The organism is Rhizobium sp. CF142, assembly GCF_000281145.1.
Classification (GTDB): domain Bacteria; phylum Pseudomonadota; class Alphaproteobacteria; order Rhizobiales; family Rhizobiaceae; genus Rhizobium.
In genome coordinates this window covers 41164-56648 of the sequence record NZ_AJWE01000061.1, presented here as the reverse complement: position 1 = coordinate 56648, position 15485 = coordinate 41164, and the positions used below count along the sequence as shown (strand labels likewise).

The 15485-nt window shown below is 59.0% G+C and carries 12 protein-coding genes and 1 pseudogene; 4 read left to right on the top strand and 9 right to left on the bottom strand.

Features of this window, described 5'->3' with window-relative positions; translation table 11 throughout:
• Positions 1-62: 62 nt before the first annotated feature.
• Complete coding sequence (locus PMI11_RS15160; protein WP_007818479.1) at positions 63-395, top strand: hypothetical protein; 333 nt, start codon at positions 63-65, stop codon at positions 393-395.
• A gap of 450 nt (positions 396-845) precedes the next feature.
• The gene (locus PMI11_RS15155) at positions 846-1454 is read left to right on the top strand and encodes an exonuclease domain-containing protein (RefSeq protein WP_007818478.1); all 609 of its coding nucleotides are present in this window, start codon (positions 846-848) and stop codon (positions 1452-1454) included.
• Here PMI11_RS15155 and PMI11_RS15150 read toward each other — a convergent pair.
• From PMI11_RS15150 to PMI11_RS15130, 5 genes and pseudogenes are all read right to left on the bottom strand, one after another.
• Complete coding sequence (locus PMI11_RS15150; RefSeq protein ID WP_007818477.1) at positions 1451-1834, bottom strand: GNAT family N-acetyltransferase; 384 nt, start codon at positions 1832-1834, stop codon at positions 1451-1453. The two genes, PMI11_RS15155 and PMI11_RS15150, sit on opposite strands and share 4 nt — an antisense overlap.
• Before the next feature lie 137 nt (positions 1835-1971).
• A complete protein-coding gene (locus PMI11_RS15145; RefSeq protein WP_007818476.1) occupies positions 1972-2277 on the bottom strand; it encodes a hypothetical protein in 306 nt (101 codons plus the stop codon).
• 182 nt (positions 2278-2459) lie between these two features.
• Positions 2460-2726 (bottom strand): BON domain-containing protein, encoded by a 267-nt coding sequence (locus tag PMI11_RS15140; protein ID WP_007818475.1) that lies wholly within the window; start codon positions 2724-2726, stop codon positions 2460-2462.
• 139 nt (positions 2727-2865) lie between these two features.
• Positions 2866-3132 (bottom strand): DUF1488 family protein, encoded by a 267-nt coding sequence (locus PMI11_RS15135; RefSeq protein WP_007818474.1) that lies wholly within the window; start codon positions 3130-3132, stop codon positions 2866-2868.
• Between the two features lie 430 nt (positions 3133-3562).
• A pseudogene (locus PMI11_RS15130) lies at positions 3563-4029 on the bottom strand (DUF3828 domain-containing protein).
• 270 nt (positions 4030-4299) lie between these two features.
• On the opposite strand from PMI11_RS15130, the gene PMI11_RS15125 reads away from it, so the two are divergent.
• Positions 4300-6138, top strand: a complete 1839-nt coding sequence (locus PMI11_RS15125; RefSeq protein ID WP_007818471.1) for a Z1 domain-containing protein — start codon at positions 4300-4302, stop codon at positions 6136-6138.
• A gap of 454 nt (positions 6139-6592) precedes the next feature.
• The gene (locus tag PMI11_RS15115) at positions 6593-7765 is read left to right on the top strand and encodes a hypothetical protein (protein WP_007818468.1); all 1173 of its coding nucleotides are present in this window, start codon (positions 6593-6595) and stop codon (positions 7763-7765) included.
• Positions 7766-7808: 43 nt separating this feature from the next.
• Here the strand turns inward: PMI11_RS15115 and uvrB are convergent, their stop codons facing one another.
• From uvrB to PMI11_RS15095, 4 genes are all read right to left on the bottom strand, one after another.
• Entirely contained in the window at positions 7809-10748 is a 2940-nt protein-coding gene (uvrB, locus tag PMI11_RS15110; protein ID WP_007818466.1) for an excinuclease ABC subunit UvrB, read from the bottom strand.
• A gap of 421 nt (positions 10749-11169) precedes the next feature.
• Positions 11170-12960: a glycoside hydrolase family 15 protein gene (locus PMI11_RS15105; RefSeq protein ID WP_007818463.1), complete on the bottom strand. Its 1791-nt coding sequence runs from the start codon at positions 12958-12960 to the stop codon at positions 11170-11172.
• 66 nt (positions 12961-13026) lie between these two features.
• On the bottom strand, positions 13027-14883 hold the full coding sequence (locus PMI11_RS15100) for an adenylate/guanylate cyclase domain-containing protein (RefSeq protein WP_007818461.1): 1857 nt from the start codon (positions 14881-14883) through the stop codon (positions 13027-13029).
• Between the two features lie 123 nt (positions 14884-15006).
• Positions 15007-15192: a hypothetical protein gene (locus tag PMI11_RS15095; RefSeq protein ID WP_244430576.1), complete on the bottom strand. Its 186-nt coding sequence runs from the start codon at positions 15190-15192 to the stop codon at positions 15007-15009.
• Positions 15193-15485: the final 293 nt, after the last annotated feature.

The following is a 15485-nucleotide window of genomic DNA, read 5'->3' as shown; positions in this document are numbered from 1 at the left end:
ACAATCTCGGCCACGGGCGGTTCCCTAGAGATCAGCAACCGAATGCTCTCAGGAGAAGACCAATGCGCATGAAAATTGTCGCAGCGTCGCTGCTTGCCCTCGGCATGGCCACATCCGCCTTCGCCCAGTCCAACCCGGCCCCGACGGCCCACACGATGGACAAGAGCACCGTCGATTCCGGCGGCGGCGCCGGCACGACGCATACCAAGAAGCCGGTGATGGACAAGACGACCACCGGCAGCACGAAGGCCGGCAGCGCCATGAAGATGAAGAGACCCGACTGCCCCGGCGGAGCCGCCAGCAGCAGCGGCACCGGCCCCGGCAAGTTGCAGACCCAGGGCGGCACCAGCAACGCCACCCCTACGGACGAAGCCTGCGCGGCGCATAATAATTGATCTCCCGAAGCCCGACACGGCGCGGGTCGAGGATGCCCGGTCATCATAGGTGGCCGGGCGTTTTCCTGTTGGGTGGTTTGCCGTTCGCTCTCGGTCACGGGAGGGGAAGGCGAGGCTATGCCGTGGCACACCCCCCTCTGCCCTGCCGGGCATCTCCCCCACAAGGGTGGAGATCGGCCAGAGTCTTGACCTTCGCACATCATTGACGTCGTGCAGCTTGTGACGTCAATTGTTTGGGGAAACCGGCGCCTCTAACCAATCTCCCCACCTGTGGGGGAGATGTCCGGCAGGACAGAGGGGGGTGTCCCACGGCGCTTCGTTTCCGGCTCAATCGAACCGCCGCGCAAAAGACGCAACCAACCTCGCCACAACAATCCGGGACAGTGGCAACCCGAAAATATCCAGCTATGCTGCCCCCGACACCGAAGCAGACCTGGGAGCAGAATCCGCGTGCCGCATATCTACATCGTCACCGATTGCGAATTCGACGGCCCGATACCGGGTACGCATTCGATGCTGTCCTTCGCTTCCGTCGCCGTTTCCGAGACCGGTCAGATTCTGGGGGAATTCGAAGCCGTGCTGCAGCCGCTCGAGGGTGCCGGGCGCGACCCTGTGACCACGGCCTTCTGGCAGACCCATCCGCAAGCCTTCGCGGCCGCGACTGAAAACCCTGAGCCGGCTGCCGACGTCATGGCCCGCTTCATCACCTGGGTGAAAACCTTCAAGGCCGAGCCGATCTTTGCCGCCCATCCCGTGGCGCTCGATGGTCCCTGGCTCGATCACTACCTGAAGCGGTTCAGCGGCCGGCCGCTGTTCCAGGGGCCGTGGATTGCCGATCGCCTGTTTCGCCATCCGCCGCTCTGCATCCTGTCGCTGGTGGCGGGTGCGACGGGCCGCAAGCCGTGGGAATGCGATATCGCCCATTATCCGCGCGAATGGCTGGGCAATGTGCCCCACACGCATCGCGCCATCGACGATGCGCGCGGCTATGCCAACCTGCTGCATTTCTTCCTGACCCGGCGCGAGCCCGGCGGCGGCTACCGGCCTCTGCTGTCTTAAAGCCGGATCAGCCCGGCCTCCGTCGGCCGGAAGCCGCAGGCGCGGTAAAAGCCGGTCAGATGCGGCTCGAAATCGACATGCAGCCATTCGGCCCCGCGCTCCCGGGCAATCCGCACCGCCTCCGTCACCAGCGCAGTCGCAATGCCCTGCCGGCGCAGATCCGGATGAACTGAAGTATCGAGGATGAAGGCGTGGATGCCGCCATCCCAGGCGACATTGACGAAGCCGATCAGCCGCCCGTCGTCATAGGCGCCGAGATGGGCAAGGCTGCGCGGCAGGATGCGGGCGAAATCCGGTGCCTGCGCGCCATCCCAGGCGGCGACCCAGAGAGCGCCGAATTCATCGGGCGAGGGGAATGGGTCGATGCGGATGTCTGGCATTGCTTGTTGTCCGAGTCCGGTCGGTGGCGTTTCTGTCGATTCACGCTACAGAAAATGCAGCCGCTCGGCCATGCCGGCGCGCGGGTTCGGGCTTTCCGAGCCTACTCGGCGCGACGAAACCGCCGTGCCCGCACAGCTCAATCCTCCCCATCCGCCTCTCTTCCGGCGATCTTTCTGCTGTGGTCGTCACGGGCCAGTTCCAGCTCTTCCATAGTCGGAAGCGGGCCGCCCGCCGGCGCCTTGTTGTCCGCCTGGCCTTCACCGGGCTTTTCCACTGCAGCCGCCTCATCGCCGTCCGCATCCAGCGTGGCGCGGGCGGTTTCGGCTTCGGCGATCATCTCGCCTGCGGAGGGGCTTCGGGCAGGGCGGTTCTCATTGGCAGTCGCATGCCGGCCTGTGGCGGAAGGGGCCGGTCCGGTGGTCTCGTCTATTTTCTTGCGCATGCTTATCCATCGATCATGTGGGGCCGATCGCGATCGGTCAGGTGTGGGGAACGGGTTTTGGCTTACGGGCGGCTCGCGCCCGGCAACGTGGAACCCGGCGCGGGGCCGGGCTCCTCGCCTCCGGCCTGCGTTCGAGCGATGCCGGAGGTCGGCGCGCAGCCGCGCCGAGACGAATGGGTGCGCTAGAGATCCCGCGACAGCTCGTTGTGAACGCTGCGCACGCCGCGTGTCCGCAGGGTCACCTGCTCGGCGAGCGAGATTTCCTCGCTGACGGAAACCCAGCCGGCGAGCGTGACGTCGCTGCCGTGCGCCGTCACGAAAATATAGCTGGGGTCGAGATCGCCCGTATGGGCAAGCGCATCGTAGACAGCCGTTTCGAGATCGACGTCTTCGGGTTGAGCACGCGGGCGTCTGCCCACCACGCTCAGATGTTTCCTGTCGACTGACATGTCTCATCTCCGTGCCCGGTTTATCCCGGGCGTGAAATTGAAGCGTGTCGCGATCTCCAGGATTCGTTTTCCACGCTTTAAGTCTTCGTTTTACGCATGTCGTCGTCGCAAACCGCTGTACACTTTTGCGCGATATGCTTTAGCGGCGGATATCCTTCTCCGTCAGCGTATACCGGTCCTTGCCGCCGCGGCCGTAGACACCGGATGCCGCCTCCAGAATGGCGGGGCGCGCCGCATCGAAGGCGTTCAGGCATTCGGCCTCCGTGCGGCCCGTCTGGGCGATGGAGCGCAGCGCGCTCGCCTCGATCAGAAACCGCACCTCGAACATGCCGTCATAGCCGGAGAAACGAACCCCATCGCGGCCCTCGTCGAAACTGCGGCTTCTATTGGGGAAGATCAGGGACATCGAAGTTTCTCCAGAAATTGGCGCCTCCGGCTCCTGCCGGGGACTCATAAGCGGCCACGCCTGATACCAGGCGGGGATATGCACGGCTCATCATCGAATGCGTCAGAGGTCTTTTTCGGCGCAGTCTCCTAAGTGTCTGGGCGTATGAGAGACGTCGCTCTCTGCCGGCCCTTGCGGGCGCGGCCATGCTGCTCAGGATGCTGCGAAAAAGCTGTTCTGCAGAGTGTCGGAAGACAGCGCGTCTTCCCTTGAGGGCATCGGGTAAACCGATGCAAAAGGCGGTTTTATTCCATATGCCGCCATACTGGGGATATGGGGCGCGGGCCGGCCATTACAATGACCGGGCGCTAATAAACCCGGCTCGTTTCAGAGGGTACTGCTGCCCAAAGGCAGGTTTGGCGGCAATGACATGCCGCGCGCTAAAGGTCGCCTATTGCGCGTCGCCTAGCAGCGCACTGAGGCTCCACGGCTCTTCGCCGTGCTGGTCGGCAATATCCTCCACCTTCCAGCCGCCATGCTCCTTTACCAGCGTGTAATAGAGCGTCACCTCTTCGCCATTGCGGAACTGCACCTCCAGCTCCGCCCGGTCATCCAGCAGGATCGGCTGGCCGATGTTCAGGCCGCTCGCCTCGCCATCCTGCCCGGCAATGACGGGATCGAAATCGATGGCCCCGACTTCGCCATCAGGCGTGTTGTCGAGATCGGATTGGAGCATTTCGTTCAGGTGGTCGGAGAAGAAGGCTGAGTAAGGCGAGGGGCGTTGTCAGAGGCGGTGTCGGTGTTGAAGGTGTAGAGCGCTTGGAGGAGGGCTTTTGGGGTTTTGTAGGTTGCGGCGAAAGCGGGAGAGGCGATCAGGGCCGAAAGCGCGAGAACGAGGATGAAGGTAGGCAGGCGCATGCGGGTTCCTTCTGGTGGGCGGTGGATGTGTAGCAGGAGTCGCGGGTTTGGGTGGAGGGGGATTTTTGGGGGTGGGACGTGCGCTTTATTCCTCAACATAGTCGGTCACAAGTAGCGGCTAGGCGAGCGAGGTTCTGGATCAGTAAAGAGTGGACGGGGTCGACCTCGGGGCGGCGAAGTTCGGGACCTTCGCAAAAAAGCCGGCCACAGGATCGGTTGTAGAATCAGGTTGTAACACGTATAAAATAACTCCAGCACGGGAGGCTATAAATGGACTGGAAAAATTTCGTCGGAAACGTTGGTAACACACAATACATAGATCGAATTCGTACTTTGAACGCAAGGGGCATAACCACAAACGACATAGAGTTTACAGTTGAAGGTGCTGTAAAAAATATTAAAGAGAGCAATACTAAAGCCTTCGTCATTTTTGGTGAACCGCAGAGCGGAAAGACTGAAATGATGATAGCGCTTAATGCTCGTTTATTAGATGAAGGCTGTGATGTTATTGTCAATCTTTTGACTGATAGCGTCGATCTTTTAATGCAAAGCCTCTCCCGCTTCCGACAAGCCGGCCTTAGTCCATCACCAAAGCAATTTTCGGAACTCCCGGTAGAAGCGCGGAAACTTAAGGGCAAGCAGTGGATCATCTTTTCTAAGAAGAACGCAAGAGACCTGGAAAAGCTTAAAGAATCTCTTCGCTTCATGAAGAAAGTAATAATTATCGATGATGAAGCAGATTATGCCACACCAAATTCTAAGGTTAATATACAGGATCGAACTAAAATCAACTCTCTTATTTACGGCTTACTTGGTGAAAATGGCGTCTATGTCGGCGTTACCGCAACCCCGGCTCGGTTGGATTTAAATAATACGTTTGACAATAACACTGAGAAATGGATCAATTTCAAGCCACACGCAGCTTATGTCGGACAAGATTTCTTTTTCCCAAAAAATGGGCAAGTGTCGTATCGACTTTTTACCTTTCCTGCGGGAGAGGGAAGCGAGAGAGTGCAGCTGCGTAACGCGATATTCCACTTTCTTTGTGGTGTTGCTGAGCAACATCAGCGAGGTGTTACTGAGAATTTTTCAATGCTTGTTCACACGAGCGGAAAGATGGACGAACACAGCGAGGATGTAAAAGTTATACATGAAACTATTGATGTTCTTTCTGATCCGGCCAATGCAAATTTCGATGGTCATTGTGCAAAATTATTGAGCATTTCAAAAGAATATAATCCCGATAATCCAGAGTCTGTCGTCGAGTTTGTTCTTAGAAATATCAATAAGAATCAGGTTTTTGTCGTGAATTCGCGTGATAAGAAGAGTGATATTGTTGATTTGCTCAAGCCAAGCAGTTTGTTTTGTTTTGGTGCTGGCGGAAATATTATATCAAGAGGCGTTACATTCGAAAATTTGCTATCTATGTACTTCACCAGGAGCGTAAAGGGAAAATTTACGCAAGACACATACATCCAACGCGCGAGAATGTTCGGCGCTCGAAATCGCTATAAGGAATTCTTTCAACTCTGGATCCCATATGACCTGATTGAGAACTGGAGCAAATGTTTCGCTTTTCACAAGCTCGCGGTTGAGGCAATCAGGTCGGGAAAAGGTGCCCCGGTTTGGCTTTCTGACCACAAGACTGCACCGACCTCAGCAGCTTCAATTGATCGTTCTTCCGTTGACTTTGAAGGTGGCGAAATGTCGTTCGCCCCCTTTGATTTTGATATTGAGCGCTTCAACCGTCTTATGGCTAAACAGGGTATCAGTGACGAAGAAAAGCTAATTGAACTTCGGGAGGCTTTACCAGGAGATTTGTTCCCGAGCTATGTCTTCGAGTATATCAGTTCGGACGCAAGTTTAGATGACGGTAGTGTCTGCTTCCATAACGCCGGTGAGTTCGGCGGTGCTAAATCAAATTATACCGATGAAGAAATTGAAAACATAAGGCGAAGCAAGGGAATCTTCTCAACCAATGAGTTTGCCAGAGGCCCGGTGCCCGGCGCACGCCATCATCTGAAGATGTTCTACAATAAGCATGGAAAAGCCCGCTTGTTCTATAAAATAAACGGAAAATCTGTCAAATTTATGCAGAATAGACGATGATCAGGGATTATGAATTCTACTATGGGAGCGTATTTTCAAGGTTGTCAGCTGAGGTTTTGGATGGAATTAAGATAAAAAACTTGGAAATGCAGGGATTTTATCTTCTGAACGATCGGGTACCCATATATATTAAGTATAGCCGATCCCGGAAGGGGCCTTGGACATTTAATTTTCACCGAGAACATCAAGAGTATATCCTTGGTCTTAGAGGGCAGTACGGCGATTGCCTAGTGGCTTTCGTATGTGACTCGGATGGGATTCCCACGGTTAATTATGCTCAGCTTTCCGATGTGTTGGACGATAATTTTCACGAGCAAGAAGCTGTCTCTATTCGGAGGAAGCTGAAGGAAATGTATTCCATTTCCGGAAAAGATGGAGTTCTTTCATCCAAAATCAGCAGGGATTCGCTGGCGGTCCTGACTCGATCACTCAATATTTCGGATAACAACAGCTAATGCACGTCCATCCTTTTCCCGCCAGAATGGCACCAGAAATCGCGCTTGCGAATTTACGCGATCTGCCCGCTCATTTCCGGATTTTGGATCCTATGTCCGGCTCTGGGATGGTTGTGTCTCAGGCTTCGGAAAGTGGTTTAGCGGCCTGGGGGTTCGACATTGATCCGTTGGCGCGCTTGATTTCCAAGGTGTCGGCCACGGTCGTAGATTTTGCGGCATGCGAACGATTGCTTCCTGACTTTGTGGCAGCTGTAGCGGGATTGGTTGACGAACATCCGGCATTGCCATGGATTGACTCCGATAAAGAAACTGAAGATTTCATCAAGTATTGGTTTGGAGAGAGGCAGGCACGTGAGCTGCGAGCCTTTTCATATTTACTGGTTGAGAAGCCTTTTGCCGCTGATGCCGAACTCCTGAATGTATTTAAGATCGCGCTGAGCAGGCTTATTGTCACAAAAGAACCCAAGGCATCTTTGGCGCGCGACACTGCACACAGTCGACCTCACAAGGTGATTCAGGACAGTGACTTTGAAATCCTGAAGCATTTTTCGGCTTCAGTCGCTTATGTGCTTAAAATTCTCAAGAAGAAGAACCTAAAGCGGAGTGCGGTTGTTAGAGAAGCCGATGCGCGGAAGTTGACCGAGATCGAAGCCGGCTTTTTTGACCAAATCATAACCTCTCCTCCTTACTTGAATGCAATCGACTATATGCGCGGACACAAGTTCTCGTTGATTTGGTTCGGCTACAAGATTTCAGAGCTTCGAGACATCCGTTCTATGGCGATCGGCAGTGAAAAAATGCTCAGTGGTCATGCGGCAGAATTTGTCGAGACCGTTCTCGAGGATATCGTACCGGTTGGTCTTGCGCAGAGAGAGCTGGGTTTTGTACGTCGTTACATATTCGACATTCTCGCTCAAGTTTTCGAGGCGCGCAGAGTTTTGCGCGACGGTGGGAAAGCGCTTTACGTCGTTGGGAATTCCTCTTTACGTGGTCAATACATAAAGAACAGTGAGATTCTGAAGCGCGCAGCAGAGCATTCGGGAATGTCTCTTTGCTCCGAAGCCATGAGAGAGATACCAGATAATCGGCGTTATCTTCCAATGTCGGCGCAGAGCCCGAATTCATTATCGAGAAGAATGCGTTATGAGCATCTTCTAGAATTTCAAAAATAGGCGAGGTGTGTTCACCGCTTCACCGCTTCACCGCTTCACCGCTTCACCGCCCCGGCCGCCCAGTCTTCCCCTTCGTCCGGCTCTTGCGCTTCTGCTCGCCCGGATCCTCATAGCTCCCAACACCCGTCTTCCCGCGCACCAGCGGCCGCACATCATCGCGCTCCGGCTGGCCCTCCAGCAGCGGTGAAAACCGTTGCGTGCCTTTCGCCGCATCCGGCTTCTCCGGCACGTGTCCCGTCACCGGCTTTTCCGTCCGGCCCACGGTCATCTCATCCAGCGTGTTGCGGCGGAAAAGGGTCTTGCCGTTGGCGTTGCGGCCGCCCATGTCGTCCAGTTCCGGCTTGGCGAAGTAGGAGGGCGTGGCGCTCTCATCCGCCTTGCCGTTCGATTTCCCTCCCTTTGAGGGGAGGGACTCGCTGGTGGCCTTGGCGTTGCGGCGGATGCCTTCCATCGACTTGGCTTCTTCGCGGGCCAGCGGGTCGTCCATGGCGGCGAGTTCGACGGCCTTGAGGCGTTTGATTTCGTCGCGCAGGCGGGCGGCCTTTTCGAAGTCGAGGTCGGCGGCGGCGTCGCGCATGCTCTTTTCCAGCGCGTTGAGATGGGTCTGCAGGTTGTTGCCCACGAGGTTGCCGCCATCGGCGAAGCCTTTGCCGGAGGCGCCGGAGATATCGGCGCGCACGTGGTCACGCTCGTAGACCGAGTCGAGGATATCGGAGATCTTGGCCTTGACGCTTTCGGGCGTGATGCCGTGCGCCTCGTTATAGGCCATCTGCTTTTCGCGGCGGCGGGTGGTCTCGTCCATGGCGCGCTGCATGGAGCCGGTGATGTTATCGGCGTAGAGGATGACCTTGCCGTCGACGTTACGCGCGGCGCGGCCGATCGTCTGGACCAGCGAGGTCTCGGAGCGCAGGAAGCCTTCCTTGTCGGCATCGAGAATGGCGACGAAGCCGCATTCCGGAATATCCAGGCCCTCGCGCAGCAGGTTGATGCCGACGAGCACGTCGAATGCGCCGAGGCGCAGGTCGCGGATGATCTCGATGCGCTCCAGCGTGTCGATGTCGGAGTGCATGTAGCGCACGCGCACGCCCTGTTCATGCAGATATTCGGTCAGGTCCTCGGCCATGCGCTTGGTCAGCACGGTGCACAGCGTGCGATAGCCCTTGGCGGCGGTCTCGCGGATTTCGCCGAGCACGTCATCCACCTGGCTGCGGGCAGAGCGCACCTCGACGGGCGGATCGATGAGGCCGGTCGGGCGAATGACCTGTTCGGCGAAGACGCCGCCGGCCTGTTCCATTTCCCAGCTGCCCGGCGTTGCCGACACGGCGATCGTATCCGGGCGCATGGCGTCCCATTCCTCGAAGCGCAGCGGGCGGTTATCCATGCAGGAGGGCAGGCGGAAGCCATATTCGGCCAGCGTCGCCTTGCGCCTGAAGTCGCCCCGGTACATGCCGCCGATCTGCGGCACGGTGACATGGCTTTCGTCGATGAAGACGATGGCATTATCGGGGACATATTCGAACAGCGTCGGCGGCGGGTCGCCGGGGTCGCGGCCGGTGAGATAGCGCGAATAGTTCTCGATGCCCTGGCAGGAGCCGGTGGCCTCCAGCATTTCCACATCGTAGCGGGTGCGCTGCTCCAGGCGCTGGGCCTCCAGCAGGCGGCCGGCCTTTTCCAGCTCCACCAGGCGGCCCTTCAGCTCTTCCTTGATGGATTTGATCGCGGCATTGAGCGTCGGGCGCGGTGTTACATAGTGCGAGTTGGCGTAGATCTTGACCGATTTCAGGTCGCCGGTCTTCTGTCCCGTCAGCGGGTCGAATTCGGTGATGGCGTCGATCTCGTCGCCGAACATGGAGATGCGCCAGGCGGCATCCTCAAGGTGGGCCGGGAAGATTTCGATGGTGTCGCCGCGCACGCGGAAGGAACCGCGCTGGAAATCCATGTCGCGGCGCTTGTATTGCTGGGCCACGAGATCGGCCAGCAGCTGGCGCTGATCCAGCCTATCGCCGACATTCATCTGGAAGGTCATGGCCGTATAGGTTTCGACCGAGCCGATACCGTAGATGCAGGAAACGGAGGCGACGATGATGCAATCGTCGCGTTCGAGCAGCGAGCGCGTCGCCGAGTGGCGCATGCGGTCGATCTGCTCGTTGATGGAGCTTTCCTTCTCGATATAGGTGTCGGAGCGCGGCACATAGGCTTCCGGCTGGTAATAATCGTAGTAGGAAACGAAATATTCCACCGCGTTGTCGGGGAAGAAATTCTTGAACTCGGAATAGAGCTGGGCGGCCAGCGTCTTGTTCGGCGCGAGGATCAGCGCCGGGCGCTGCGTTTCCTCGATCACCTTGGCCATGGTGAAGGTCTTGCCCGAGCCGGTGACGCCGAGCAGGACCTGGCTGCGCTCGCCGGTTTCCAGCCCGCCCACGAGATCGCGGATCGCCGTCGGCTGGTCGCCGGCAGGGCTGTATTCGGAGGACATGCGGATGGCGATGCCGCCTTCGGACTTGTCCGGCCGGGCAGGGCGGTGCGGCGTCCAGATCTTGCCGTTCTTGTGCAGCGGATTGCCGCTCTCGATCAGCGCCGACAGCGCTTCGACCGTAGCCGTGACGCCGCCGTTGGCGAGACTGCCGGCATCTTCAAGGGAAATATCCAGGCCGGCAACGGGGTTGAGACCGGCCGCCGCACGCGTCTTCGGATCGCTTGACCCACCGATGGAAACGCCACGCGCCGTCTTGCTGACGGTGGCCTTCTTGTTGACGCTGACGGCTTCCGTATGCTTGCGCGCCTCGTTCTCCACCTTCTTGCGGTGCTTGCCCGCCTTGGAGGCGATTTCACGCTGGCTCTCGACGCCAGCTTGCTCGGCATCCGCCTCGAGCTGCTTCACCCAATCGGAGACGCTGCCGCTGAGCGGGGCGCCTTCGAATGACGATTGGGGGGCTTCCTCGAAACCGGTCGAGGCGGGGGATTTCTTCGGAGATTTTGCCATGCGCGGAATATGGCTGTTGTCATCGTGAAATGGAAGGGGTTGAGAGTACAAAAGGGAAACGAATGAATCGTTCGGATTTTGGAATAGTGGGGGTGTCTTCTTCGGGCGCAAACCTTGCTTTTAAGCGTCGACTTGGCTTTGGGCACCCACGGCAACTCCAACTTCCCTCATTCCTGTGCTTGTCACAGGAATCCAGCAGCCGCGTGTCCACGCGGCGGAGGAATCTTACGACCCTCAGGCTTTTGAAAATGCCCGATGCCGGACACGTTTTCAAAGAGTCCTCTCGGCTTGCAGACGCAAGCCGGCTGGATTCCTGTGACAAGCACAGGAATGAGGGAGAGGAGGAACCGCCGCCGCCCAACTCACCCATTACGCTAGCCGTCCTTCCGCTGCTCTTCCACCAACCAGGCCCGCACACCCATCACGCCGAACGCTGATCCGCCGGCCCTTCCGCCCGCGCCAGGTTCAGGGCGCTATTGATCAACCCGATATGGCTGAACGCCTGCGGAAAATTCCCCAGCATTCGCTTCGCAGCGGGATCATATTCCTCCGCCAGCAGCCCGACATCGTTGCAGATATCAAGCAGCCGTTCGAACAGCTTCAGCGCATCGTCGCGCCGCCCGATCATGTTGAGGGCGTCGACGAGCCAGAAGCTGCAGGCGAGGAAGGCGCCTTCGCCTGGCGGCAGGCCGTCATCCACTTCCTGTGTCTCGTAGCGCAGCAGCAGGCCATCGCGCAGCAGTTTGCGCTCCACCGCCTCGACGGTCGCGACATAGCGTGGATCGTCAGGCGCAATGAAGCCGACCATGCCGAGATGCAGGAGGCTGGCATCCATCGCCCTGGAGCCGTATGCCTGGGTAAAGCAGCCGAGCTCGGCATTGAACGCCTTTTCGCAGACCTCGGCATGGATGCGATCGGCGAGCGCGCGCCAGCGGGCGGCGCCTTCGGGCTCGCCGTCGGCCTCGGCAATCTGGACGGCGCGGTCGAAGGCCACCCAGGCCATGACCTTGGAATAGGTGAAATGCTGGCGCTGGCCGCGCACCTCCCATATGCCCTCGTCGGGCTCGACCCAGACCTTTTTCAGAAAAGGCAGAATGGCCTTTGCCAGTTCGCGCTCGCGCGGATGCGCCGGCAACCCACCCTTGCGGGCCTGCAGCATGGCATCCGCCACTTCGCCATAGACATCGAGCTGCACCTGTTCGGCGGCGGCATTGCCGATGCGCACTGGCGCCGAGCCCTCGTAGCCCTTCAGCCAGGGCACCTGCCATTCCAAGAGGTTGCGCTCGCCGGCTACGCCATACATGATCTGCATCTGTGCCGGTGCGCCGGCAACCGCCCGCAGCAGCCATCTGCGCCAGGCCTGGGCCTCCTCGTAATAGCCGAGCTTCATCAGGGCGAGCAGGGTCAGCGTCGCGTCGCGCAGCCAGCAATAGCGATAGTCCCAGTTGCGCGGGCCGCCGATCTTTTCGGGCAGGGAGGTCGTGGCGGCCGCGACGATGCCGCCTGTGGGCATGTAGGTCAGCGCCTTCAGGGTAATGAGGGAGCGCTTCACCTGATCCGTCCACTTGCCCACCTTGGGGCATTTCGCGGCAAAGGATAACCAGAATTCCTCGGTGTCCGGCAGCGCATATTCCACCTGGCGCAGCGCCGGCGGCGGCAGATGCGAGGGGGACCAGGTGAGCGTGAAGATCTGGCTCTCGCCCGCCGCAACCTCGAAGCTGCCGATCGTGCTCATGCCGCGGCCTTCGAGCGGCACGGCGCAGTTCAGCGTCAGTCTATCAGGGCCGGCAATGGCGATGATGCCGCCATCCTCGCCATGCGTGACCCAGGGAACGGTTCGCCCGTAATCGAAGCGAAGGTTGAGCTCCATATCGAAGGCGACGGTGCCGCTCTTGCCCTCGACGATGCGCATCAGATCGCTCGCTCCATCACGCAGCGGCATGAAATCGGTGAGGACGGCGGTGCCGGTCTCGGTCTGAAACTCGGTTTCGAGAATGAGCGTGTCTTCGCGGTAGCGGCGCGAGACGCTGTATTTGCCGCCCGAGGGCGAGAGCGACCAGAAGCCATTATCCTCGGTGCCGAGCAGGGCGGCGAAGCAGGCGGGAGAGTCGAAACGCGGAAAGCACAGCCAGTCGATCGAGCCGTTTCTGGATACGAGTGCTGCGGTTTCACAATCTCCGATAAGGGCGTAATCCTCGATAGGTACCGTCACCATAGCCTCCTGAACATATCTGCCGGGCTTTAGGTAGGGCTCGTATGCGGAGGTCAACTGCGTTGATCACCCGCCCGCCGTCAGCCTCTCAACCAGCCTCTTGTACCGTGGGTGATCGCGGATCGGGTCTAGGTCCGGATCGCTGCTCCACCAATAGCGATGCGCGGAGGCGCGGGGGATGACTTTTTCCAAGAGATCGAGCGCCGCTTCATGGTCTCCCATGTTCAGATAGGCGCAGGCGATATTGTACATGGCGTTGAGATCTTCGGGGTCGATGGCGAGCGTGCGTGCTGCCCATTCCCTGGCGCGGTCGTACTCGCCGAGATAGGCCAGCACCAGTGCTCCCAGTTGGGCGGGGCTGGAATTCTCCGGATGCAGGCTGAGCTCGCGTTCGGCTCGCTCCAGGCCCAGCCGGCCGGCCCGTTCCATGTCGGCGTGGCGGCCAAGCTTGAGATAGACGCAGGCCAGGAGAACGGCGGAGCGGTAGTCGTCGTAGCGAAGCTTGGTGGCCCGTTCGAACAGGACGGCGGCCCTTTCGAAATCGGCATTCTCGAAGAAGAAGCGCCCGAAGAAATAGTTAGCCTCATGCAGATCGGGATCGAGCGTCAGCGCCAGCTCGAATTCGGCGGCGGCCTGTTCGCGCTGCCCGCCATATTGCAGGGCGAGGCCGCGCGCGGCATGGGCGTCGGCGAGGTCGGGATCGAGTTCCAGCGCCCTGGCGCTCGTGGCGACGATGCCCTCGATCGAGATGTCGGCATATTGCCAGGAATGGAGAACGGAATCGCAGATTGCGATGCCGGCATAGGCCCGCGCATAGTCGGGGTCGATCTCGGCTGCCTTCACGAACATGCGCCGCGCCAGCAGCATGTAGGATCTCGAGCACATGTGCAGGAATTGCCGGCCCCGGAGGTAATAGGTGTAAGCCTCGACATCTTCCGTCGGCGCGGTATTGATCGCCGCCTTCTCGGCCGGCAGCAATCTCACCTTCAGCTGTTCGATGATGGCGTGGGCGATCTCGTCCTGTATGGCGAAGATATCGGTCAGTTCGCGGTCGTAGCGCTCCGCCCAGAGATGGCTGCCATCCCTGCCGTCGACGAGCTGCCCGGTGATGCGGACGCGGGCACCGGCCTTGCGCACGCTGCCTTCGAGCAGGAAGGCGACGCCGAGTTCGCGGGCCACGTGCTCGATCTTCACGGCACGCCCCTTGTAGGTGAAGGTCGTGTTGCGGGCGACGACATGCAGGTCGGAGATTTTCGCGAGGTCGGTGATGATGTCCTCGGTGATGCCGTCGGAGAAATATTCCTGCTCCGGGTCGCCGCTCATGTTGCTGAAGGGCAGGACGGCGATCGATATTTTCTTCGGCGCTCGCGGCTCGGTGCGGGAAGACATGCCCCGATCGAAATTCACGCGGTAGCAGGCGATCGGTTCGGCGATGTTCTTGACGCGTTGCTCGCCCATCGGCTCGAAGGCAAAGGCGAGCTTGCCGGAGACCTCCTTCGAAACCTTGCCCGACACGCAGATGCCGCCGGGCTCGGCAAGGGCCTGCAGGCGGGCGGCGATGTTCACGCCCTCGCCATAACGATCCTCACCTTCGACGATCACTTCGCCGAGGTTGATACCAATCCGAATTTGCAAGGGGTGGAATTCTGGCGGGGTGCTTTCCGAAGCGCCGGCATTGCGCCTGATCATGCCGCGCTGCAGGGCGGCGGCGCATTCCACCGCATCGACGACACTGCCGAATTCGGCCAGCAATCCATCGCCCATCAGCTTGAAGATGTGGCCGTTATGTTTGCAGATTTCCGGCTCCAGCAACTCCCGGTGATCGGCCCTCAGTCGCTGGAACGTGCCGGCCTCATCCTGCTCCATCAGCGCCGAATAGCCGGCGACATCGGCGGCGAGAATGGCTGCGAGCTTGCGTTCCATGCCGGTCCCCTCGATGAGCATGCTCTCGAGCCGGAGTGTAGCATAGGCGCGAAAGGCAGTCTGCTCCGCTGGCAGGCAGAGAGGGTGTCACGCGGCACACGCCCTCCGCGGCCGTTTCCCCATCTACATCAGCAGCCGCTCCAAGCTGCCCTGGTCTTTCACCCCATGCTGATAAAAATGCAGGATCTGAACAGCCAGCTCCTCGCGCTCGCCGTCGCTGGCGATATGCCTTGCCATGCAGATATGCTCAAAGACGCGCTGGCAAAGGGCGACGTCCTCTTCCTGCATCGGCGTCTGGCTCGCCGACATTTTATCTCTGATCATAGACATTCCCTCAAACGTCCCCCGGGAACGTTCTAGGGCGCAGATTGTGTTCTTCAATAAAAAGGAGATCACGTCATCGTGCAGCCCCCGGTCCGTCCTGGGGATTTCTTCAATGCCTGTTCACGATGTTACGCACGTAATAGCAACATATCGGCGCTTGCGGTATGGAAGGAGAAGGGAGGCCCGATTTAGAGCTGTGGGCAACCCTTCTCCACTGGGTTTGCAGCATCCAGCGTGGAGCATTGTAGGCTGGAATAATGGAACCGCAATTTCACTTT